Origin of the sequence: Roseiarcus fermentans (genome assembly GCF_003315135.1) — a bacterium.
Taxonomy (GTDB): domain Bacteria; phylum Pseudomonadota; class Alphaproteobacteria; order Rhizobiales; family Beijerinckiaceae; genus Roseiarcus; species Roseiarcus fermentans.
The window spans coordinates 160,272-180,007 of the sequence record NZ_QNRK01000008.1; the positions used below are offsets into that span (position 1 = coordinate 160,272).

General features: G+C 68.5%; 17 protein-coding genes. 12 read left to right on the plus strand and 5 right to left on the minus strand.

The window, feature by feature from the left end; genetic code table 11:
* Positions 1 to 98 precede the first annotated feature (98 nt).
* The 3 genes from DFR50_RS09190 to DFR50_RS09200 are packed head-to-tail and all read left to right on the plus strand — an operon-like array spanning position 99 to position 5,150.
* Positions 99 to 1,226 carry an HlyD family secretion protein gene (locus tag DFR50_RS09190; protein WP_113888899.1) on the plus strand — a complete coding sequence of 376 codons (1,128 nt, stop codon included), beginning with the start codon at positions 99 to 101 and terminating at the stop codon, positions 1,224 to 1,226.
* The gene (rbbA, locus tag DFR50_RS09195; RefSeq protein WP_113888900.1) at positions 1,223 to 3,964 is read left to right on the plus strand and encodes a ribosome-associated ATPase/putative transporter RbbA; all 2,742 of its coding nucleotides are present in this window, start codon (positions 1,223 to 1,225) and stop codon (positions 3,962 to 3,964) included. The genes DFR50_RS09190 and rbbA overlap by 4 nt, the downstream gene beginning before the upstream one ends.
* A gap of 1 nt (position 3,965) precedes the next feature.
* The gene (locus DFR50_RS09200) at positions 3,966 to 5,150 is read left to right on the plus strand and encodes an ABC transporter permease (protein WP_113888901.1); all 1,185 of its coding nucleotides are present in this window, start codon (positions 3,966 to 3,968) and stop codon (positions 5,148 to 5,150) included.
* A gap of 468 nt (positions 5,151 to 5,618) precedes the next feature.
* Here DFR50_RS09200 and DFR50_RS09205 read toward each other — a convergent pair whose 3' ends face one another.
* A complete protein-coding gene (locus DFR50_RS09205; protein ID WP_210208840.1) occupies positions 5,619 to 6,155 on the minus strand; it encodes a TetR/AcrR family transcriptional regulator in 537 nt (178 codons plus the stop codon).
* Positions 6,156 to 6,634: 479 nt separating this feature from the next.
* On the opposite strand from DFR50_RS09205, the gene DFR50_RS09210 reads away from it, so the two are divergent.
* The 5 genes from DFR50_RS09210 to DFR50_RS09230 all read left to right on the plus strand — a co-directional run bounded on the left by DFR50_RS09210 (position 6,635) and on the right by DFR50_RS09230 (position 10,944).
* Complete coding sequence (locus tag DFR50_RS09210) at positions 6,635 to 6,859, plus strand: DUF6489 family protein (RefSeq protein WP_113888903.1); 225 nt, start codon at positions 6,635 to 6,637, stop codon at positions 6,857 to 6,859.
* Positions 6,860 to 7,066: 207 nt separating this feature from the next.
* Entirely contained in the window at positions 7,067 to 9,712 is a 2,646-nt protein-coding gene (clpB, locus tag DFR50_RS09215; RefSeq protein WP_113888904.1) for an ATP-dependent chaperone ClpB, read from the plus strand.
* A gap of 161 nt (positions 9,713 to 9,873) precedes the next feature.
* Positions 9,874 to 10,149 (plus strand): DUF6460 domain-containing protein, encoded by a 276-nt coding sequence (locus DFR50_RS09220; protein ID WP_113888905.1) that lies wholly within the window; start codon positions 9,874 to 9,876, stop codon positions 10,147 to 10,149.
* Positions 10,150 to 10,246: 97 nt separating this feature from the next.
* Positions 10,247 to 10,549, plus strand: a complete 303-nt coding sequence (locus DFR50_RS09225) for a type II toxin-antitoxin system HigB family toxin (RefSeq protein WP_113888944.1) — start codon at positions 10,247 to 10,249, stop codon at positions 10,547 to 10,549.
* An 11-nt stretch (positions 10,550 to 10,560) separates the two neighbouring features.
* Complete coding sequence (locus DFR50_RS09230; protein ID WP_113888906.1) at positions 10,561 to 10,944, plus strand: helix-turn-helix domain-containing protein; 384 nt, start codon at positions 10,561 to 10,563, stop codon at positions 10,942 to 10,944.
* A 156-nt stretch (positions 10,945 to 11,100) separates the two neighbouring features.
* Here the strand turns inward: DFR50_RS09230 and DFR50_RS32490 are convergent, their stop codons facing one another.
* Together DFR50_RS32490 and DFR50_RS09240 are read right to left on the minus strand one after the other, a co-directional pair.
* A complete protein-coding gene (locus DFR50_RS32490; RefSeq protein ID WP_210208844.1) occupies positions 11,101 to 11,589 on the minus strand; it encodes a hypothetical protein in 489 nt (162 codons plus the stop codon).
* A 260-nt stretch (positions 11,590 to 11,849) separates the two neighbouring features.
* Complete coding sequence (locus DFR50_RS09240) at positions 11,850 to 14,354, minus strand: beta strand repeat-containing protein (protein ID WP_113888907.1); 2,505 nt, start codon at positions 14,352 to 14,354, stop codon at positions 11,850 to 11,852.
* A 267-nt stretch (positions 14,355 to 14,621) separates the two neighbouring features.
* Between DFR50_RS09240 and DFR50_RS09245 the strand changes: the two genes are divergently transcribed.
* The 3 genes from DFR50_RS09245 (at position 14,622) to rpmF (ending at position 15,970) form a co-directional block, all read left to right on the plus strand.
* Positions 14,622 to 14,882, plus strand: a complete 261-nt coding sequence (locus DFR50_RS09245) for an accessory factor UbiK family protein (RefSeq protein WP_113888908.1) — start codon at positions 14,622 to 14,624, stop codon at positions 14,880 to 14,882.
* A gap of 222 nt (positions 14,883 to 15,104) precedes the next feature.
* Positions 15,105 to 15,608 carry a type III secretion system chaperone family protein gene (locus tag DFR50_RS09250; RefSeq protein WP_113888909.1) on the plus strand — a complete coding sequence of 168 codons (504 nt, stop codon included), beginning with the start codon at positions 15,105 to 15,107 and terminating at the stop codon, positions 15,606 to 15,608.
* Between the two features lie 167 nt (positions 15,609 to 15,775).
* Positions 15,776 to 15,970 carry a 50S ribosomal protein L32 gene (gene rpmF / locus DFR50_RS09255; protein WP_113888910.1) on the plus strand — a complete coding sequence of 65 codons (195 nt, stop codon included), beginning with the start codon at positions 15,776 to 15,778 and terminating at the stop codon, positions 15,968 to 15,970.
* A 67-nt stretch (positions 15,971 to 16,037) separates the two neighbouring features.
* Here rpmF and DFR50_RS09260 read toward each other — a convergent pair whose 3' ends face one another.
* Positions 16,038 to 16,913 carry an AEC family transporter gene (locus DFR50_RS09260; RefSeq protein ID WP_113888911.1) on the minus strand — a complete coding sequence of 292 codons (876 nt, stop codon included), beginning with the start codon at positions 16,911 to 16,913 and terminating at the stop codon, positions 16,038 to 16,040.
* A 5-nt stretch (positions 16,914 to 16,918) separates the two neighbouring features.
* The gene (gene yddG, locus DFR50_RS09265) at positions 16,919 to 17,803 is read right to left on the minus strand and encodes an aromatic amino acid exporter YddG (protein ID WP_113888912.1); all 885 of its coding nucleotides are present in this window, start codon (positions 17,801 to 17,803) and stop codon (positions 16,919 to 16,921) included.
* A gap of 210 nt (positions 17,804 to 18,013) precedes the next feature.
* Here yddG and DFR50_RS09270 point away from each other — a divergent pair, with 210 nt between their 5' ends.
* The gene (locus DFR50_RS09270) at positions 18,014 to 19,519 is read left to right on the plus strand and encodes a Do family serine endopeptidase (RefSeq protein ID WP_245427513.1); all 1,506 of its coding nucleotides are present in this window, start codon (positions 18,014 to 18,016) and stop codon (positions 19,517 to 19,519) included.
* Positions 19,520 to 19,736 lie beyond the last annotated feature (217 nt).

Consider the following 19,736-nt stretch of genomic DNA (forward strand, 5'->3'; position numbering starts at 1 on the left):
ACTGCCGCGCTTGCCTAGTAGAGTCGAAGTTCGACCGGCAGGGGCGGCGCCTGAGAACGAGGCGGGGCGCGGGCGGCAAGACAGGTTCGGAGGTCTCCATGAGAATCGTTCGACGCTCACTCGTCGTCGCCGCGCTCATGGGCGTCGCGCTGCCGCTCTCGGCGGAAATGGGCGGGTCGTTCGCGCCGGTCTCCGAGGCGCAGGCCCAGGGCTTCATCAAGGACCTGATCGCGCGCCTGCGCGGCGAGACCCTGCCCGCCGGCATCGTCAAGTCCAACGGCCGCATCGAGGCCACGCAGGTCGACGTGTCGTCGAAATACGCGGGCCGCCTCGCCGAGGTTCTGGTCGAGGAGGGGTCGAACGTCACCCAGGGTCAGGTGATCGCCAAAATCTCGTCGCCGGAATACGAGGCGCAGCTTCGCGCGGCGCAGGCCAGCGTGCAGAGCGCCAAGGACGCCCTGATCGCCGCCGAGGCGGAGATCACCTCGCGCGAGAGCGCGCTCGAATTCGCCAGGTCCGATTTTCAACGCGGCCAGGAGCTGATGAAGACCGGCTTCATCACCAAGCAGGTGTTCGAGCAGCGCAAGCGCAACTTCGACTCGGCCGTCGCGGGTGTGGCGAGCTTCACGTCGCAAAGGGATCAGGCCCAGTCCAAGATCAAGAACTCGGAAGCGGAGGTCGAGCGGATCGAATCGATCATCCACGACCTCACGCTTGTCTCGCCGCGCAACGGCCGGGTCCAGTACCAGCTCGCGCGCGCCGGCGAAGTGGTCGCGGTCGGCGCCCCGATCGTCACCATTCTCGATCTCACCGACGTCTACATGACGATCTTCCTGCCCGCGGCGGACGCGGGCCGGGTGACGATCGGCGACGAGGCGCGCATCGTCCTCGACCCGATCCCCGACCGCATCATTCCCGCCAACGTCAGCTTCGTGGCCGCCGACGCCCAGTTCACGCCCAAGACCGTCGAGACCAAGGACGAGCGGGCGAAGCTCATGTTCCGCATGAAGCTGAAGATCGATCCCCAGGTCCTCCAGGCCTATTACACGCGGGTGAAGACGGGAATCCGCGGCATGGGCTTCGTGCGCACCCGCGCCGACGTCGCCTGGCCCGCCGACCTCGCGGTCAATATTCCCAAGCCGAAAGCGCCCGACGACGCCGCGCCCGCCGCCGCGCCGCAGGTGGCCGCGCCCCAGGCCACGGACAGCCAGACGCCCGCAAAATGACCGGCGAGCCGATCGCCCGCGTCACGGCCGTCTCGCACCGATACGGGACGACGGTCTCGCTCGACGACGTCTCGATCGACATCCCGTCGCGAATCATGGTCGGCGTCATCGGCCCGGACGGCGTCGGCAAGTCGACGCTGCTCGGTCTGATCGCCGGCGTGCGCCGAATCCAGCAGGGCGAGGTCGTCGTCTTCGACAAGAACGTCGGCGACATCCGCAACCTGACCGAGATCCGCGGCCGCATCGCCTACATGCCGCAGGGCCTCGGGCGCAATCTCTACCCGACGCTCAGCGTGTTCGAGAACATCGACTTCTTCGGCCGCCTGTTCGGCCAGGACGAAAAGGAGCGGCGCGGCAGGATCACCGAGCTTCTCACCGCGACCGCGATGGAGAAGTTCGAGGGACGCCCGGCCGGGAAGCTATCGGGCGGCATGAAGCAAAAGCTCAGCCTGTGCTGTGCGTTGATCAACGATCCGGACCTCCTGATCCTCGACGAGCCGACGACCGGCGTCGATCCGCTGTCGCGCGGCCAGTTCTGGGACCTGATCAACTCCATCCGGGCGCGCCGCCCGCAGATGAGCGTCATCGTCGCCACCGCCTACATGGACGAAGCGGAGCGCTTCGACTGGCTGATGGCGATGGACGACGGCAAGATCATCGCGACCGGCGACCTGAACGAGCTGCTCGCCAAGACCGGCGAGAAAAACCTCGACGACGCCTTCATCGCGCTGATGCCCGAGGCCAAGCGCGCCCTGCACCAGAAGGTCGTGGTGCGCCCGCGGGTGGTCTCGGCCGACGAGACGCCGGCGATCCAGGCCGAGGGGCTGACGCGAAAATTCGGCGACTTCGTCGCCGTCGACCACGTCAGCTTCAAGATCCCGCCCGGCGAAATCTTCGGCTTCCTCGGCTCCAACGGCTGCGGCAAGTCGACGACGATGAAGATGCTGGTCGGCTTTCTGCCGGCGACCAGCGGAACCTGCCAGCTGTTCGGCCAGCCGATGGGCTCCGACGACATGCAGGCGCGGCGCAACGTCGGTTACATGACGCAGGCCTTCTCGCTCTACGGCGAGTTGACGGTCCGCCAGAATCTCGAGCTGCACGCCGAGCTCTACCACCTGCCCAAGGACAGGGTCGGCCCGCGGATCGCCGAGCTGCTCGATCGCTACGATCTCGAGGCCTTCGTCGACGCGCGGCCCGACCGGCTGCCGCTCGGCATCAAGCAGCGGCTTCAGCTCGCCGTCGCCGTGCTGCACGAGCCGGCCATTCTCATTCTCGACGAGCCGACCTCCGGGGTCGACCCGATCGCGCGCGACGCCTTCTGGCGCACGCTGATCGACCTGTCGCGCGACGACGGCGTGACGATCTTCGTCACCACCCACTTCATGAACGAGGCGGAGCGCTGTGACCGCATTTCGCTGATGCACGCGGGCCGCGTGCTCGCGGTCGGCGCGCCCTACGACCTGGTCCGCGAGCGCGGCAGCGCCTCGCTCGAGGACTGTTTCGTCGGCTATCTCGCGGAAGCCGCCGGGATCGACATGGCGAAGGCGGCGACGCCGCCGGTCGAGGCGATTGTGGCGGAGGCCGCGCCTGTCGGGCCGCCGAAGCGGTTCAGCCCCGGGCGGCTCTGGGCCTACGCGCGGCGCGAGACGGTCGAACTGCTGCGCGACCCGATCCGCCTCGCCTTCGCCGTGATCGGCCCGATCGTCCTGATGCTGGCGTTCGGCTTCGGCATCTCGTTCGACATCGAGAACCTGAAGATGGCGGCGTTCGACCAGGACCAGACGCCGCAGAGCCGCGAGTTGCTGCAGGGTTTCGAGGGCTCGCGCTACTTCTCGGTGCAGCCGCCGATCACGTCGGACGAGGAGGCGCAGCGCCGCCTGAAGAGCGGCCAGACCCAGATCGTGGTCGAGGTGCCGCCCGGCTTCGGCCGCGATCTGCTCAACGGCCGCAAGCCCGAGGTCGACGTCACCGTCGACGGCGCGATGACCTTCCGCGGCGAGACGGCCAGGAACTACGTCGCCGGCGTGATCAGCAAGCAGGGCGAAGAGCTGAAGCGCGAGGTGCTGCGGCCGGGCGCGCCCAACACATGGAGCAACGACGACATCGAGGTGCGCTTCCGCTACAATCAAGCCTTCCTCAGCGTCAATGCGATGATCCCCAGCATCTTCATGCTGATGCTCTGCCTGATCCCCGCGATCATGTCGGCGATCGCGATCGTGCGCGAGAAGGAGACCGGCTCGATCGCCAACTTCCGCTCGACGCCGATCACCCGGTTCGAGTTCCTGATCGGCAAGCAGCTGCCCTATGTCGCGATCGCGATGATCAACTTCTTCGTGCTCTACCTGATGTCGGTGTTCATCTTCGACGTTCCGGCCAAGGGACCGTTCCTGGTGCTGCTCCTGGGCACGCTGATCTACGTGATCGCGACCACGGGATTCGGCGAGCTGATTTCGTCGTTCACCCGGTCTCAGGTCGCGGCGGTGTTCGCCACCACGATCCTCGCGATGGTGCCGGCGATCAACTTCTCCGGCATGCTGGCGCCGGTCTCCTCGTTGTCCGGCGGCGCGCGGGTGATCGGCCTCGCCTTCCCGTCGTCGTGGTATCAGCAGATTTCCGTCGGCGTGTTCGCAAAGGCGCTCGGATTCGCGGATCTGTGGCCGAACATCGCCGCGATCGCCGCGATTGCGCTGGTGTTCATGATCCTGTCCCTCATGTTGTTGCGCAAGCAGGAGGCGTGAGATGCCCGACGTGCCCTCCGCCGCGCCGCCGCGTTTTGTCCAGCGCAAGCCGCTGACGGTTCTCGATCACCTCTCGAACGTCTATCATCTGGTGATCAAGGAGCTGCGCAGCATCCGCGCCGACCCGGTGATGCTGTTCCTGGTGCTCTATTCGTTCTCGATCTCGGTCAACACGGTCGCGACCGGCGCGGTGACCGAGGCGACCAACCTGTCCGTCGGCATCGTCGACGAGGACGGTTCGACCCTGTCCCGGCAGATCGCCGAAGCGCTGAAGGCGCCGACGTTCCAGCCGCCGGTGCAGATCCGGGCCTCCGAGATCGACCCGCTGATGGACGAAGGCAAGCTCCTGTTCGTCGTCGAGATCCCGCCGAACTTCGAGGCGGACCTGCGCGCCCAGCGCCAGACCGGCGTGCAGATCAACGTCGACGCGACCGCCGTCGCCCAGGCCGGCAACGGCGCGAGCTATCTCAGGACAGCGATCGCCAACGAAATCCAGCGCTTCCTCTCCGGCAAGGACGCCTCGACCGCCGCTCCGGTCAATCTCGTCGTGCGCGCCGCGTTCAACCCGAACCTCAAGACGTCCTGGTTCTCGGCGATGACGCAGGTCATCAATCAGATCACCATGCTGACCGTGATCCTGACCGGCGCGGCGCTCATTCGCGAGCGCGAGCAGGGCACGGTCGAGCATCTTCTCGTCATGCCGATCGTGGCGCCGGAGATCATGATCGCCAAGATGATCGCCAACGCGCTCGTCATTCTCGTCGCCGCGACCCTGTCGATCCAGTTCGTCGTGCACTGGTGGATCGGCGCGCCGATCAACGGCTCGCTGGGCCTGTTCATCTTCGGGGCGGCGATCTATTCGCTGGTGGTGGCGGCGCTCGGCATCATGCTCGGCACGCTCGCCACCACGATGGGGCAGTTCGGCCTCCTCGCCATCCCGGTCCTGATGGTGACGCAGCTTCTCTCGGGCAGTTCGACGCCGATGGAGAGCATGCCCGTCTGGCTGCAATATATCGTCCAGACCGTCAGCCCGACGCCGCATTTCGTGGCGTTCGCGCAGGCCGTGCTGTTCCGGGGGGCGGACATCACGCTCGTCTGGCGCGATATCGTCGCGATGGCCGTGATCGGGGCCGTCTATTACGCCGTGGCGCAGTCGCGGTTCAGACGGGTCATCTTCGGCGGATGACGCCGTCCCAGGTCCCGGCTGCCGCGGAGCGCGCGTCCGCTGCGGCCGCGCCCGGCCGGCGCCGACCCGGGGCGCCGGCCTTACGCCGCCGCCTCCCGCTCCATGTTCCGGACGCGCAGCGGCCGCCGAGTCGCCGCTTTCGCCGCCCCGGGCTCGCCGTCCACCCTCACGCGCGGTCGATCGTCCGCGAACCATCGCGCGAGCGGGAGCTTGACGTCGTGGAGGCAGCGCCGCGCGAAGGCGAAACGCTCTCCCGGGAACAGGAGCTGGTCGAAGGATGCGAACTGCTTCGGGCGAGCCTTCGAAGCGCGGCGCAGCGTCCTCCGCGCCGCCCCGCGCCCGCCGTAACTCCGGCGAAAGCGCTTCTCTCCCCAGCGCAGGCCGCTACGCCCTGCCGTTCACGACGAATCGGTCGCGACTGCCGCGCCCGGCCGTCGCCCGAACAAGCGGGCGCGACCGGGCCGCCGGCTACTGCACGGACGCGTTCGGCCTCGTCTGCGCCGAGCGGACGAGGATCTGCTCCGCCATGGTGCGGGCCTGGCTTTCCGGCACCAGCCCGTCGATGAACAGGGTGGAGAGGCCGTGCACGAGGCCCCAGGCCGCCAGCGTCGCCGGGCTTTCGTCCTGCGTCTTGGCGTCGGCGCCGGTGACCACCTGCTCCAGGAAGCCGAGCGCCTCGCCGACCGCCTCGCTGAGTTTCGGGTAGCGCGCGCGTTCGACCATCAACGGCCCGAACATCAGGCGGAACAGCCCGCGCTTCTGCAGCGCGAACTCGACATAGGCGAGGCCGACGCCCGTCAGCGGCTCGGGGCTTTCGACCGCGGCCTTCATTGCGGCGGTCAGTTCACGGAAGCCTTCGGCGGCGACGGAGGCGAGCAGATCCTCCTTGCTGTCGAAGTGCCGATAAGCGGCGGTCGCGGAAACGCCGACGCGGCGTGCGGTCTCGCGCAGGCCGACGCCTTCCGGGCCGGCCTCGTCGAGGATGGCGCGGGCGGCGGCCCGCATGGCGTTCGGCAAATTTCCGTGCCGATAAGGCCGGGGGGCAGGGGTATCGTCCATTATCATCCCTTTTTCGGTCGTCCCGCCTCGGCGTCCGCCGAAGCGTGTTTGCTAACTCGACCCCGACCCCCACAAACACGAAAGACCGCAAGAAGCGCGGTAACGGCGCAGACTGATGCCGCGCCAGCCAGGATCCGAACCCAATCGCCCTTCGGACCTGGCGCGCCAGGCGACACGTCAATACGTGTTCACAGGCAAGATACTCTGTACACGCGGTCTCGTTCCTTACGATCACATTAAATTTCGTCAATGTTGTGAGCCCTCGAGGGGATTCCCGCCTGGGCTCAGGATTATCTCGCGGAGGGCTCACGCTACGCACAGGCCGCTGTCACAACCCGATCTGCGGGCGTATAGCTGTAGGTCCGACGAGGACGATCCGCAGCGCCGCAGCGGTCGAGCGCCAGAAACAGGAGTGTCGTCTGCCGATGAAGATCACCGTCAATGTCGATTGCACGCCGCTGGAGGCGCGCCAGTTCATGGGCCTGCCCGACGTCGAGCCGATGCAGAAGGCCGCCATGGCGGAGATCGAAAAGCGCATGATGACGGAACTCGAACGCTTTTCCCCGGAATCCTTGTTCAAGGCCTGGCTGCCGATCGCCGGCATGAACGCCGAGTGGCTGCACGAGTTTCTCAAGCGCGCGGCGTCGTGAGACGGAGGCGAACGGCGAGTAGCAAGTAGGGAAGAGAGGGCAGGGACGATTTTTCCACGCCCCACTCGCCACCCGCCATTCGCCGTCCCTCTTCCGCCGCGATGGGGGCGTTCCTACATAGTCGGCAAGCCGCTTCAATCGCGGCAAATCCAAGATCGGATCGTCCCTGTTCGCTACGGGTCGGGGGCGAGGCCAGAAGGGTCGACCATGAATCTCGAAAAATACACGGAACGGGCGCGGGGCTTCGTTCAGTCGGCGCAATCGCTCGCGCTGCGCGAAGGCCACCAGCAGTTCACGCCGGAACACATCCTGAAGGTCCTGCTGGACGACGAGGAGGGCCTGTGCGCCGGCCTCATCGACAAGGCGGGCGGCAGTTCGCGCCAGGCGCTGCAGCAGGTCGAGCTCGCGCTCGGCAAGCTGCCGAAGGTGCAGGGCGCTGGCGCGGGCCAGCTCTACATGGCCCCGACCACGGCGCGCGTGTTCGACAACGCCGAAAAGATCGCCCAGAAGGCGGGCGACTCGTTCGTCACCGTCGAGCGCCTGCTGCTCGCGCTGGCGATGGAGAAGGGCGCGGACGCGGGAAAGATCCTCGCCAACGCCGGGGTGACGCCGCAGACCCTGAACGCCGCCATCGAGGACCTGCGCAAAGGCCGCACCGCCGATTCGGCGAGCGCCGAGAACGCCTATGACGCGCTGAAGAAATACGCCCGCGACCTGACCGAGGCCGCGCGCAACGGCAAGCTCGATCCGGTCATCGGCCGCGACGAGGAAATCCGCCGCACCATTCAGGTGCTGTCGCGCCGCACCAAGAACAATCCGGTGCTGATCGGCGAGCCGGGCGTCGGCAAGACGGCGATCGTCGAAGGGCTCGCGCTGCGCATCGTCAACGGCGACGTGCCGGAGTCGCTGCGCGACAAGAAGCTGCTGTCGCTCGACATGGGCGCGCTGATCGCGGGCGCCAAATATCGCGGCGAGTTCGAGGAGCGGCTGAAGGCCGTGCTGAACGAGGTGACCGCGGCCGAAGGCGGTATCGTCCTGTTCATCGACGAGATGCACACGCTGGTCGGCGCCGGCAAGGCCGACGGGGCGATGGACGCCTCGAACCTGCTCAAGCCCGCGCTCGCGCGCGGCGACCTGCATTGCGTCGGCGCGACCACGCTCGACGAATATCGCAAGCACGTGGAAAAGGACGCGGCGCTGGCGCGGCGCTTCCAGCCGGTGTTCGTGTCGCAGCCGACGGTCGAGGACACGATCTCGATCCTGCGCGGCCTGAAGGAGAAGTACGAAGCGCACCACGGCGTGCGCATCACCGACCCGGCGATCATCGCCGCTGCGACGCTGTCGGACCGCTACATCGCCGACCGCTTCCTGCCGGACAAGGCGATCGACCTGATCGACGAGGCCGCCTCGCGGCAGCGCATGCAGGTCGATTCGAAGCCCGAGGAGCTCGACGAGCTCGACCGGCGCATCATGCAGCTCAAGATCGAGCAGGAGGCGCTGAAGAAGGAGACCGACGCGGCCTCGAAGGAGCGGCTGAAGAAGCTTGGGCAGGAGCTCGGCGAGTTCGAGGAGAAGTCGGTCGCGCTGACCCAGCGCTGGAAGGCCGAGAAGGACAAGGTCGGCCAGGCGGCCAAGCTCAAGGAGGACCTCGACGGCGCCCGCAACGCCCTCGCCCAGGCTCAGCGCAAGGGCGATTACGCCGAGGCGGGCAAGCTCGCCTACGGCACGATCCCCGATCTCGAGAAGAAGCTCGTCGAGGCGGAAAAGGCGAGCGCCGAGGGCGCGCTGGTCGACGAGGCGGTGACCGCCAATCACGTCGCGCAGGTGGTGTCGCGTTGGACCGGCGTGCCGGTCGACAAGATGCTCGAGGGCGAGCGCGAAAAGCTGCTCAAGATGGAAGAGGCGATCGCGCGCCGGGTGGTCGGCCAGAAGGAGGCGGTGACGGCGGTCTCGACCGCGGTCAGGCGCGCCCGCGCCGGGCTCCAGGATCCGAACCGGCCGATCGGCTCGTTCATGTTCCTCGGCCCCACCGGCGTTGGCAAGACCGAGCTCACCAAGGCGCTCGCCTCGTTCCTGTTCGACGACGAGAGCGCGATGGTGCGCATCGACATGTCGGAATACATGGAGAAGCACTCGGTCGCCCGGCTGATCGGCGCCCCCCCGGGCTACGTCGGCTACGAGGAAGGCGGGGCGCTCACCGAGGCGGTGCGGCGCCGGCCCTATCAGGTCGTGCTGTTCGACGAGATCGAGAAGGCGCACCCGGACGTGTTCAACGTCCTCCTGCAGGTGCTCGACGACGGACGGCTCACCGACGGGCAGGGCCGCACGGTCGACTTCCGCAACGTGCTGATCGTGATGACCTCGAATCTCGGCTCCGAATACCTGGTCAACCTCGAGGAGGGCCAGGACACGAAGGCGGTCGAGAGGGAGGTGATGGCGGTCGTACGCGGCCACTTCCGCCCCGAGTTCCTGAACCGGGTGGACGAGATCATCCTGTTCCATCGCCTGCGGCGCGAGGACATGGGCGAGATCGTCGACATCCAGTTCAAGCGCCTCCAGCGGCTGCTCGACGAGCGCAAGATCACGCTCGAACTCGACGCCAAGGGGCGCCAGTGGCTCGCCGACAAGGGCTACGACCCGCACTACGGCGCGCGCCCGCTGAAACGGGTGATCCAGAAGTGGGTGCAGGATCCGCTGGCGCAGGACCTGCTCGCGGGCTCGATCGCCGACGGCTCGACCGTCCAGATCAGCGCCGCGCACGGCAGGCTCACCGTCAACGGCAAGCCGGTCGGCCGCGAGGAGGAGGCGGAAGCCCCTTCGAAGCCGACGGTCGTGCCGTTCCCGAAGTCATGACGATCGCGTCGGCCGGCCCCGCGGGAGCGGGGCCGGCGGAGGTTTCAAGGCCGCGCAGGGCGTGAGCGAGCGGGAAGCGGATCGCGCGGGTCGGAACCCGTCGCGCCGGCGCTTCCCGGTTCGTCCGCCCCGCCGCCGACGGATGGGGAGCCACACAATCCATGAGCAACAGTTTCGTCGCCCGCTTCGTCGGCGGTTCGCCGATGGCGGTCGTCCTGCGGCTGGTGGTCGTGTCGTTCGTGGTCGGCTTCCTGCTCGACGCGTTCGGCCTCGACCCGGCCAACCTCGTCGGCGAGGTCGTGCGCTCGGCGCGGCACGTGTTCGAATACGGCTTCGCCAACCTGCGCGAGTTCGGCCGGATGTTCCTGACCGGCGCGATGGTGGTGGTGCCGGTGTGGATCGTGCTGCGGCTGCTGGATGCGGGGCGGGGGCGGTAGGCGGAGGCCTGCCGTCGCCTCGAACGGATATCAGTCCGCCGAACTGGTCCTCGGCGTTCCGGCTTGTTCCCGAAATGGGAACATGCTATCGGTCGCCATGCGTGTCATCGCGAAGAGCGTCTTGATCCGTTTCGCCGAACAGCATCCGGAAACGAGACCGTCGCTGGATCGCTGGCATGCTCTGTTCAAGGCCGCCGAATGGGGAACCGCGGACGAAGTTCAGAGAGCGGCGCCGAAGGCCAAGGTGCTGAACGGCGAACGGGTTCGGTTCGAGGTCGCGGGGGGAAATTATCGGATGGTTGTCGCCTTCGACTTCCGCAGGCGGATCGCGTTCATCAAGTTCATCGGGTCGCATGCGGAGTACGACAAGGTCGACGCCCTCGAGGTTTCGCAGTTCTAGGGACGAAGAACATGCAGATTCAGGTCATCCGCAGCGACGAAGACCATCGCGCTGCGCTCGCCGAGATCGAGGCCCTGTGGGGGGCGGAGCAGGGGACGGACGACGGCGACCGGCTCGAAGCGCTGGTCGCTCTTGTCGAAAATTACGAGGCGAGGCGCTGGCCGCTGGTGGTCGATCCGTCGCTGGATGCAGTCGACGTGCTGCGCTTCGCAATCGACGAACTCGGGCACAGCCGGGCGGAGCTGACGGAAATCCTGGGCTCCCGCTCCCGTGTGTCGGAAATCCTCGGACGCCGACGCGCGCTGACCGTTCCGATGATCCGCGCCATCAGCGAGGCGTGGAAGCTTCCGGCGGCGCTTCTGGTGCGGCCGACCCGGGCCAGGACGGCGGCGTGACCGTGTCCGCCTGGGACTGATCGCCGCGGCCGCCCGGCGGCGCAAACGAACGCGCCCAAAAATCCCGCCGCACCGCCCCCACGCCCCGCCTCGCGCCAGAATCCTGTTCTGGCGCGGCGGTCCGGCGTTCTCGACCGGGCGGCGGAGGTGACGCCGTTACGGGCAGGCGTCCCAAAAGCCCTGCGTGCGGCTCGGGTCGGTGTAGTACCAGCACAGGCCCGGCTGGGGCGGGGCCGACGCGTAAGCCACCGCAGCCGCGGCGGCGACGAAGCCGATCGCCGCGCCCGCCGCGATCGCCCCGCCCGGCGCCCAGCGATACCAGCTCGGCCTTCCGACCCAGACGGCGCGCGGCGCGACGACGCCCGCGCCCGGACGGTAGCCGGGAGCGCCGGGGCGATAGCCCGGGTGGTAGCCGGGACCGCCGGGGCGATAGCCGGGATGGACGCCGGGACGATAGCCCGGATGGACGCCCGGGCGGTAGCCCGGATGGACGTGCGCGTGGCGATACTGGGCGGTCTGGACCATGCCGTCGCCGGCAAGGGCCGCCGGTTCTCCTCCGCTCACGACCTCCAGCGCCCCCGCCTCGATCGGCGACAGCAGGAACGCCGCAGCCGCGGCAGCCATGGCGACATTCGAAATCTTCATGACATTCCCTCCGCCGGGCGCGCCAGATGCTGCGCACGGCCCGATTCCTCAGGCCGGTCGGCGGCGCATCCTGCCCCAGGCGCGGCAAAAAGGGAATCGGGTCGTCCGCCGCCGTCCGCCATCGCGCAGCGCTTCCGCCACGCCCGCCGCGTCGGGTCCGAGCGCCGCTTGAACAGGCCGGGGGCCCGAGCCAGATTGCGCTGATCCTCGCCGCATCGCCGACACCGTGGGGGCGCGGTCGGCGACGCCGGCGCGGGACTTCAGGCCGAGGTCGAAACCAGCGTGACTTTCGTCCCGTCGAGCCCAGTGGTCCCGATCTCATGCCCGTCGTCGGTGATCGAGAAGCGGAGGTGGCGCGCGCCGAGATCGGCGGCGAGGAAGTCGCCTTGGAGGTCGAGCGATACGGAGACCGTTGCGCCGTTCGTCAGTTGCAACGAGGCGTCGTAGGGGTTGAACGTCGACTGCGAGGCGATCCCGGTCGATCCCTTGATGTAGGCGAAGTCGCGAAGATCGAAGGAATCGCCGGCGCCGAAGCCGAGCGTCTGCGCAGAGAAGGCCGCCGAATGGTCGAGGATGAGCGCCCCCGAGGCGCCGCCGCCGAAGACCACGGTATCGCTCTCGGACTGGCCGACCTCGACCGAGCCGACGCCGTCGATGTCGATCTCGCCGCCGCCATAGACGCTTCCTCCGACGACGATGTTCCCGGTCTTGGCGACCAACTCGCCGGCGTTGTCGATCGATTGTTCGATCGCCAAACCGCCGGCCGAATCCGACTGCACTGTCCCGCCGTTGCCGAACCAATTCGAGTCGATGGCGAGGCCGCTCGCCCCGGTGGCGTCGATTGTCGCGCCGAAGCCGTTCTCGAGCCAGGACATGTTGGAATCGCCGATCCTCCCAGCGCCTTCGATCGTCTCGCTGTAATTTTCCATGCCTGCGCCGGGGCCGGCCGTGAGGATCGAGGAATCGGCGCCCTCGAGATCGACGACGCCAGTTCCGTTGAGCATCAACGACTGTCCGCCGGCGATCTCGAGCGTCGTCGCGTGGGCGACGCCTTCGATCGCGATCTTTCCGGAGTTGAACACCTGCGGGTTGCCGATGATCAGCGTCGAGTTGTCGACGATGTCGACCGTGCCGAGAATGGCCGATTGAACCGAAAACGTGTCGGCGAGCGCGCCGACGTCGCCGGCGGTCGTCATGAGCGCACCCTGCGCAGAAATCGTCGCATCCGATTGGCCGCTGACGGCCGCGCCGTGCTCGAGCACGATCCGCCCGTCGCCCACCGCCTCGACCCGGCCGCCGCCGGATGTGATCTCGGCGCCGTTCAGGGTCAGCGCGCCGGCGCCGCTCGCGAGGAGGACGCCCCCGTTCACGAAGGCGCCGCCGATGGTCAGACCGCCGGCGCCGGTCGTCTCGACCAAACCATCGTTGGTATTGGCGCTCTCGCTGTTCGCCTGCATCGCCAGCGTGTCGGCGACGATGGCGAGGCCAGCGGCGCCGTTGCTGTTGACCACGCCCGCTGCGCCGACATCGAGTCTCAGCCAGCCGTCGCCGATCACGCCCGAGCCCGAGAGATCGCTGTAGTCCTGGAAATTTGCGCCGACGCCGTTGGAAATCAGCTGGTTCCTCACGCTGTCCGAGAGAACGACGCTGCCGCCGAGAATCTCGCCGCCGCCGTCGCAGAACTCCAGCGTCGTCGTTGCGGTCTTGCCCATGACCTTCACGATGCCCGAGGGCTCGTTGACCATCAGGACGTTGACGTTGAGCGTCGAGTTGTCGACGACGGCGATCGTTCCGAAATTGTCGGTGTTCAGTTGCATCCAGTCGCCGGCGAATGAGCCGTTGACGCCGACGTGTGTCGTATTGCCGGCCGTTGTCGTGACCAGCCCGCCATTGGCGGCCGCCGAGCCGATGAAGAGATCGTTGACGCCGAGACCGCTGTTGTCGAGCGCCAGCTCGGCGCCGGCGCCGACCATCACGTCGCCATTGCCGGACACATTCGCATTGTTGACGGTGACGACGCCCGCGGTCGCGATCAGGCGCCCGTCATTCTTCACGGCGCTGTCGATCGTCAGGCCGCCCACACCCGTGGATTCGAGCAGCCCCGCATTCTCGATCGCGGTCGCGCCGGTGTCGAGGACGAGCGTCTGGCCGGCGGCGCCGTTGGCATCGATCGTGCCGGGCGAGTCGTTCTGCAGGGCGAGGCCGGAATTCCCCGACGAGCCGCTGGCGCCGTTGCCGATCGTCCCGAAGCCCGAAATCGTATCGTTGACGTTCTCGAAAAGCGCCTGGGATGCGGTCGTGCCGACGATGCGCGCATGGCCGGCGAGCGAGACCGCGCCGCCGCCCTTCAGCACCAAGTGCGAGGTCATGTCCGCGAGCGTCGCCCAAGACGCGCCGGACGACGTCAGGGCGAGCTTTCCTGAGCCGTCAATCTCGTCGAGCCAGGGGCTCTGTCCCTGGACCGGGCCGATCGCGAGCGTCGCCCCGCCGCCGACGGCCACCGAGCCGAGATCGTAAAGGTCGGATGAGCCTGCGGTATTGTCGACGTCGAACACGCCGCTCGTGAGCGACAGCGTAGCGCCGGACTGCGCGGTCAGCATTTCGACGGTTTCATTCGAGCCGCTGGTTACCGTGTAGGCTTTCGACAGCGTCCCGAGGAGGGCGGCGACAGCGGCGCTATTCGGAACGACGCCGTTCCAGGCGGCTTTGGTCGACCAGGAGCCGCCGGACGCGTTGTTCCATATCGAAGTCGTCGTCGAACTCATGAGAGGCCCCCGAAGAATGGCGCCGCGACAGACCGGGCTCGCCGGAGCGGCATTTCAATTCCGCGACGGGCGAACGGAGTCTCCGACACGGAATGCACGTCGTCAACAGGAGATAGAGAACCGCTCGCTCGACGAGCGCCGCCTCGCAATGGCGCGGTCGCGGCGGCCTCGCGGGACGGCGGCCGACCTTGCGTCCCGGCGCGCTGCGGGCCACATACCCGTCGCCTGCCGGCGCGACCGGCCGCGGGCGCGAGATGGGAGCTTTTCATGCCGCAGACCAGCAACCGTTTTTTCGACGATCTCTCCCGCCTGATGACCGATGCCGCGGGCCTCGCCGACGGCGCCAAGCGCGAGGCGCAGACCTTCGCCAAGAGCCAGCTCGAGCGCATGATGGCGGGAATGGACGTCGTCAGCCGCGAGGAGTTCGAGGCCGTGCGCGAGATGGCCGCCAAGGCCCGCGACGAGAACGAGACGCTCGCCGCCCGCATCGCCGCGCTCGAGGCCAAGCTCGCCGGGTCAAACCCCTGACAGGATTCGCGTTCTTCCGCAGAGTCTTGATTCGGTTCGCAGATTCTGTGGACGGCGGAGAGGGCGGGGTTTACCTTCGGACACGAATCACTGAGGAATGCGGCGTTCGCTTCGGGTGATCCGGGCGGGCCGCGCCTCGCGGCGGCGCTTCGTCAGAAGCGCCGGATTCGCGTCTGCGTGTGTGGTGTCGCGTCCCGGTAAGCCCGCGCCGAAAGAGCCCTGATGACCCCGATCGAGACTGTCGCCGACGACCGACCCGAGCACCCCGTCGACGTGGTCGAGCGGCTGGCCGCGATCAACGCCTGGACCTTCGACCGCGCCGAGGAGGACGAGATCTCGATCCTCGTCGCCGGGGAATGGGCCAACTACGACGTCGCTTTCACCTGGATCCCGGGCATCGAATCGCTGCATGTCGCCTGTTCGTTCGACCTCAAGGCGCCGCCGCGCAAGCGCGCCGCGATCGGCGAGCTGATGCAGCTCATCAACGAGCAGCTGTGGCTCGGCCACTTCGACCTGTGGCGGGAGCAGGACCTGGTGATGTTCCGCCATTCGCTCTGCCTCGCGGGCGGGGCGAGCGCGAGCGATTCGCAGTGCTCGGCGGTGGTCAAGGCCGCCATCTCCGCCTGCGAGACCTATTATCAGGCGTTCCAGTTCGTGCTCTGGGCCGACCGCAACCCGCGCGAGGCGATCGCCTTCGCCGCCTTCGAGACCCGCGGCTCCGCCTGAACGGGCTCGCTGTAGGGCGGGCTCGCTGAGCCCGCCGGCGCGGTCGGCGACCGCGCCCTACAAAGCGGAACAACGGGGCTGGCCTTTCGGTCGGTTTGCGTGTAAGAGCGCGCCTTCCCGTTTCCCGCCCGCGAAGACGCCGCGAGCGCCCGTTTGGAGTCCTATCTATGGCCGTTCCGAGACGCAAAACGTCGCCCTCCCGCCGCGGCATGCGCCGCTCGGCCGACGCCCTCAAGGCGCCGACCTATGTCGAGGACAAGGACTCGGGCGAACTGCGCCGTCCGCACCACATCGACCTGAAGACCGGCATGTATCGCGGCCGCCAGGTGCTGAAGCCCAAGGGTTCGACCGCGGAAGCCTGACCGCTTCCTCGAGCTTCGGCGACGAACGAGCCGGCCTTCGGGCCGGCTTTTCGTCGTGTCGGCCGCTTCACACGACGGTCGCCAGGAACAGGGGCAGGGCGATCAGCGAGATGAGGGTCGAGACGACCACCAGCCCGGCCACGTCCTCCGGCCGGTTGTCGTAGCGCGCCGCGAACATGTAATTGTAGACCGCGACCGGCATGGCGCTCTCGATCACCAGCACGCCCCGCGCCGTCCCGGTCAGGCCGAGCGCGAGCGCGACGCCCCAGCCGATGGCGAATCCGCCCACCAGCCTCAGGGCCGAGAACGCCAGCGGCCAGGCGAGCGAGGTCGCGCGCAGCTGCGCCAGCGACCAGCCGAGCGCGAGCAGCATCATCGGGATGGTCAGGCCGCCGAGGATGTGGGCGGCGCGGGCGAGCGGCGCCGGCAGCGCGCTTCCGGTCACGCTGAGGAACGCGCCCAGCGCCGTCGCCCACAGGAGCGGCGAGGCCAGCGTTTCCCGCAACGAGAACCGCCCCGCCGCCAGCGCCTGGCCGATGACGAAGTTGAACACGCCGTGGACCGCGAGATACGCGACGGCGAGCGCCAGGCCGTCCTTGCCGAACGCGAACAGCGCCAGCGGCAGGCCGATGTTGCCGCAATTGGCGAAGGTCGAGGCCGGCAGATAGGTCGACATCGGCTGGCGCGAGACGGTCACGAGCGCATAGCCCGCGGCGAGCGCGATCAGGGTGCACAGCGTCGCCCCGAGGCCCATCGCCGCGAGGCTGTCGGCGCCGAGCCCCGAGGTCGCCAGCGAATCGACGATCAGGCAGGGGGTGCCGACGTAGGTCGCGACCATCGAGAAGCTCGGCGTGTCGAACGGCTGCCTCGTGCGCCCCCAGACGAAGCCGACGAAGGCGACGACCGCGACCGGCCCCATGACGTCGAGAAGGATGGCCAGCATGGCGGTCAGCGGGCGACCGAGGCGACGATCGCCCCGCCGACGATCAGCGCGCAGGCGAGCGCGAGCGCCGGCGTCGCGGGCGCCACGCCCACCCCGACCAGAATGAGCGTCGACAGAACCGGCGCGGCGTAGGAGGCGACCCCGAGCAGACGGATGTCGCCGTGCTTGACGCCGTAGTCCCAGACATAGAAGGCGAGCCCCACCGGCCCCAGGCCGAGGCCGAGGATGGCGAGCCACTGGACGGCGTTCGCCGGAACGACGGTGGTCTCGAACGCGGCGTGACAGAGGGCCGCCAGCGCCGCCGTGGCGAGGCAGAATCCGGCGACCGCCTCCGTCGGCGCGCCCTTGAGCCGGCGCGACAGCACGGAATAGCCGGACCAGACGAAGGCGCAGCACAGCGCCAGGCCGTAGCCCTGAAGCGCCCGGCCGCCCGCCGCGGCGAAGCTCGCGCCCTTGGAGAGAAACAGCGTCGCCGCCCCGGCGAATCCGAGGCCAGCGCCGATCACGTGGCGGGGAAGCAGCCGCTCGCCGGGGAGGGCGGCGGAAAACAGCACGATCAGCAGCGGCCAGAGATAGGCGATCAGGCTCGCGTCGGCGGGCGGGGCCCGCCGCAAGGCGGCGAAATACAGCGCATGATAGCCGAACAGGCCGCCGATCCCGACCGCCCACACCGGCCACGGCTGCGCCAGCGCCGACAGCTTTCCGCGCGCCGCCGCATAGACCAGCCCGCCGAGCCCGCCGACCGCGAAGGTGAGCGCCGCCAGTTCGAAGGGCGGCGTTTCCCCCGAGAGCGCGGTCAGGAGCGCCAGCGACGACCACAGCGCCACGGCGCCGAAGCCGATCAGCGTGGCGGAAAACGGTGCGCGCGGCGGGGCGGAAGGCTCGATCATGGCCCGCGCTGCTATCAGCGCCGGCAAGCAATGGAAAGACGGATCGGACGATCGTGGCGACAATCCGTCGGAACCGTTCCCTCCCGTGAACATTACCAAGCTTTCATCCTCAGGTCATGCTGAGGTTAGGGCCGAAGGACCAGCATTGCCGCAACGGCGCCGGCCTCCCTCCGGCGATGGCTTTGCGGGTAGAGGATGCGCTCGATCGGAATGTCCTTGTCCCTGCGGCGAGCGCTGCTCGCCGGCGTCGCCTGCGCGGCCGTGGCCGGCGCGGCGGCGGAGACGGGATCGCGTCCGGTCCGCGCGCCGGCGGTCACGGGAGTGGTCGCGGCGACCGGAACGGTCGGGGCGATTCCGGCGCAGCCCGCGGCGGGTCCGGGGTCGTTCGCCGACATCGTCGACCGGGTCGAACCGGCGGTGGTGTCGGTCAAGGTGAAGATCGTCGATTCGGACCAGGGCGACGACGAAGGGGCGCAGGGCCTCCCGGACGTGGCGCCGGGCAGCCCGTTCTATCGCTTCTTCCGTCGTTTCGGGCTGCCGGACGAGGGCGACTCGGGACCGAGGCGCCATTCCACGCTGGCGCAGGGCTCGGGCTTCTTCGTGTCCCGGGACGGCTACATCGTGACCAACAATCACGTGGTCGACCACGCGAAAGAGGTGACGATCACGCTGGCGAACGGCTCGACCCTCCCGGCCAGGGTGATCGGGGTCGACAAGAAGACCGACCTCGCGCTCCTGAAGGCGCAGGGCGGCGGCGACTTCGCGTTCGTGACCTTCGCCGCCAAGGCGCCGCGGGTGGGGGACTGGGTGATCGCGGTCGGCAATCCGTTCGGCCTCGGCGGCACGGTTACCGCCGGCATCGTCTCGGCGCGCGGACGCGACATCGGCGCCGGCCCCTACGACGACTTTCTCCAGATCGACGCGCCGGTGAACCACGGCAATTCCGGCGGCCCGACCTTCAACGCCGAGGGCGAGGTGGTCGGCGTCAACACCGCCATCTTCTCCCCCTCAGGAGGCAGCGTCGGCATCGGCTTCGCGATCTCCGGGGATGTGGTGCGGAGCGTGATCGAGCAGCTCAAGGCGAACGGGGTGGTCACCCGCGGCTGGATCGGGGTGCAGATTCAGGCGGTGTCGCAGGACATCGCCGACAGCCTCGGCCTGAAGAGCGCCGGCGGGGCCCTGATTTCCGCCGTCGAGAAAAATTCGCCGGCGGAGGCCGCCGGGGTGAAGAGCGGCGACGTCGTCACCGCCGTGGATGGCGAGACGGTCGCCGATCCCCACGACCTCGCGCGCCGCATCGCCGCGACGGCGCCGAAGAAGTCGGTGTTGCTGGCGCTGATCCGCAACGGCGCGCCGTTGACGCGCGAGGTGACGCTCGGAACGATGCCGCCGGAAAAGGCGGCCGAGGGCGCCGCGGAGCCGGAAGGCCAGACCGGCGACGCGTCGGAACTCGCCAGGCTCGGGCTGACGTTGCGGGCGGGCCGCGGCGACGGCGGCGTCGTGGTGGCGGACGTCGACCCCGACAGTCCGGCCGCGGACGAGGGCATGCGGGCCGGAGACGTGATCCTGGAGGTGCGCGGGCGGGCGGTGACGCGGCCGTCCGAGGTCGCCGACGCGATCGCCTCCGCCAAGAACGACGGCAAGAAGAGCGTGCTTTTTCGCGTGAAGTCGGAGGACGGCGAGCGATTCCTCGCCATGCCGACTCGCGCCTCTTGAGTTTCCGGCGGGCCGGCCCGGTTCGAGGGCGGGTCCGCTGGCAGCAAATGGTCGGAAGGGAAAACGGGCAGGTCCCCGGCCCAGCGCGTAGCGCGCCTTTCCGTCCAGTCGGCGGTCGCACAATCCCCGCCCGCGCGACGCCGGCACGCGGCGGCAGGTCCCATTCAGCCCCCCGGGACCTGCCGTCGCACCTTCTCGACCCGGCCCTGTCCCTCGG

Bases quoted from the DNA above. Each gene is read 5' to 3' on its own strand.
- DFR50_RS09245 (WP_113888908.1), top strand. From the start codon at position 14,622: ATGCCGCAGACCAGCAACCGTTTTTTCGACGATCTCTCCCGCCTGATG.
- DFR50_RS09210 (WP_113888903.1), top strand. From the start codon at position 6,635: ATGAAGATCACCGTCAATGTCGATTGCACGCCGCTGGAGGCGCGCCAG.
- rbbA (WP_113888900.1), top strand. From the start codon at position 1,223: ATGACCGGCGAGCCGATCGCCCGCGTCACGGCCGTCTCGCACCGATAC.
- DFR50_RS09270 (WP_245427513.1), top strand. From the start codon at position 18,014: ATGTCCTTGTCCCTGCGGCGAGCGCTGCTCGCCGGCGTCGCCTGCGCG.
- clpB (WP_113888904.1), top strand. From the start codon at position 7,067: ATGAATCTCGAAAAATACACGGAACGGGCGCGGGGCTTCGTTCAGTCG.
- DFR50_RS32490 (WP_210208844.1), bottom strand. From the start codon at position 11,589: ATGAAGATTTCGAATGTCGCCATGGCTGCCGCGGCTGCGGCGTTCCTG.
- DFR50_RS09240 (WP_113888907.1), bottom strand. From the start codon at position 14,354: ATGAGTTCGACGACGACTTCGATATGGAACAACGCGTCCGGCGGCTCC.
- rpmF (WP_113888910.1), top strand. From the start codon at position 15,776: ATGGCCGTTCCGAGACGCAAAACGTCGCCCTCCCGCCGCGGCATGCGC.
- DFR50_RS09220 (WP_113888905.1), top strand. From the start codon at position 9,874: ATGAGCAACAGTTTCGTCGCCCGCTTCGTCGGCGGTTCGCCGATGGCG.
- DFR50_RS09225 (WP_113888944.1), top strand. From the start codon at position 10,247: ATGCGTGTCATCGCGAAGAGCGTCTTGATCCGTTTCGCCGAACAGCAT.
- DFR50_RS09250 (WP_113888909.1), top strand. From the start codon at position 15,105: ATGACCCCGATCGAGACTGTCGCCGACGACCGACCCGAGCACCCCGTC.
- DFR50_RS09190 (WP_113888899.1), top strand. From the start codon at position 99: ATGAGAATCGTTCGACGCTCACTCGTCGTCGCCGCGCTCATGGGCGTC.
- DFR50_RS09260 (WP_113888911.1), bottom strand. From the start codon at position 16,913: ATGCTGGCCATCCTTCTCGACGTCATGGGGCCGGTCGCGGTCGTCGCC.
- yddG (WP_113888912.1), bottom strand. From the start codon at position 17,803: ATGATCGAGCCTTCCGCCCCGCCGCGCGCACCGTTTTCCGCCACGCTG.
- DFR50_RS09200 (WP_113888901.1), top strand. From the start codon at position 3,966: ATGCCCGACGTGCCCTCCGCCGCGCCGCCGCGTTTTGTCCAGCGCAAG.
- DFR50_RS09230 (WP_113888906.1), top strand. From the start codon at position 10,561: ATGCAGATTCAGGTCATCCGCAGCGACGAAGACCATCGCGCTGCGCTC.
- DFR50_RS09205 (WP_210208840.1), bottom strand. From the start codon at position 6,155: ATGCGGGCCGCCGCCCGCGCCATCCTCGACGAGGCCGGCCCGGAAGGC.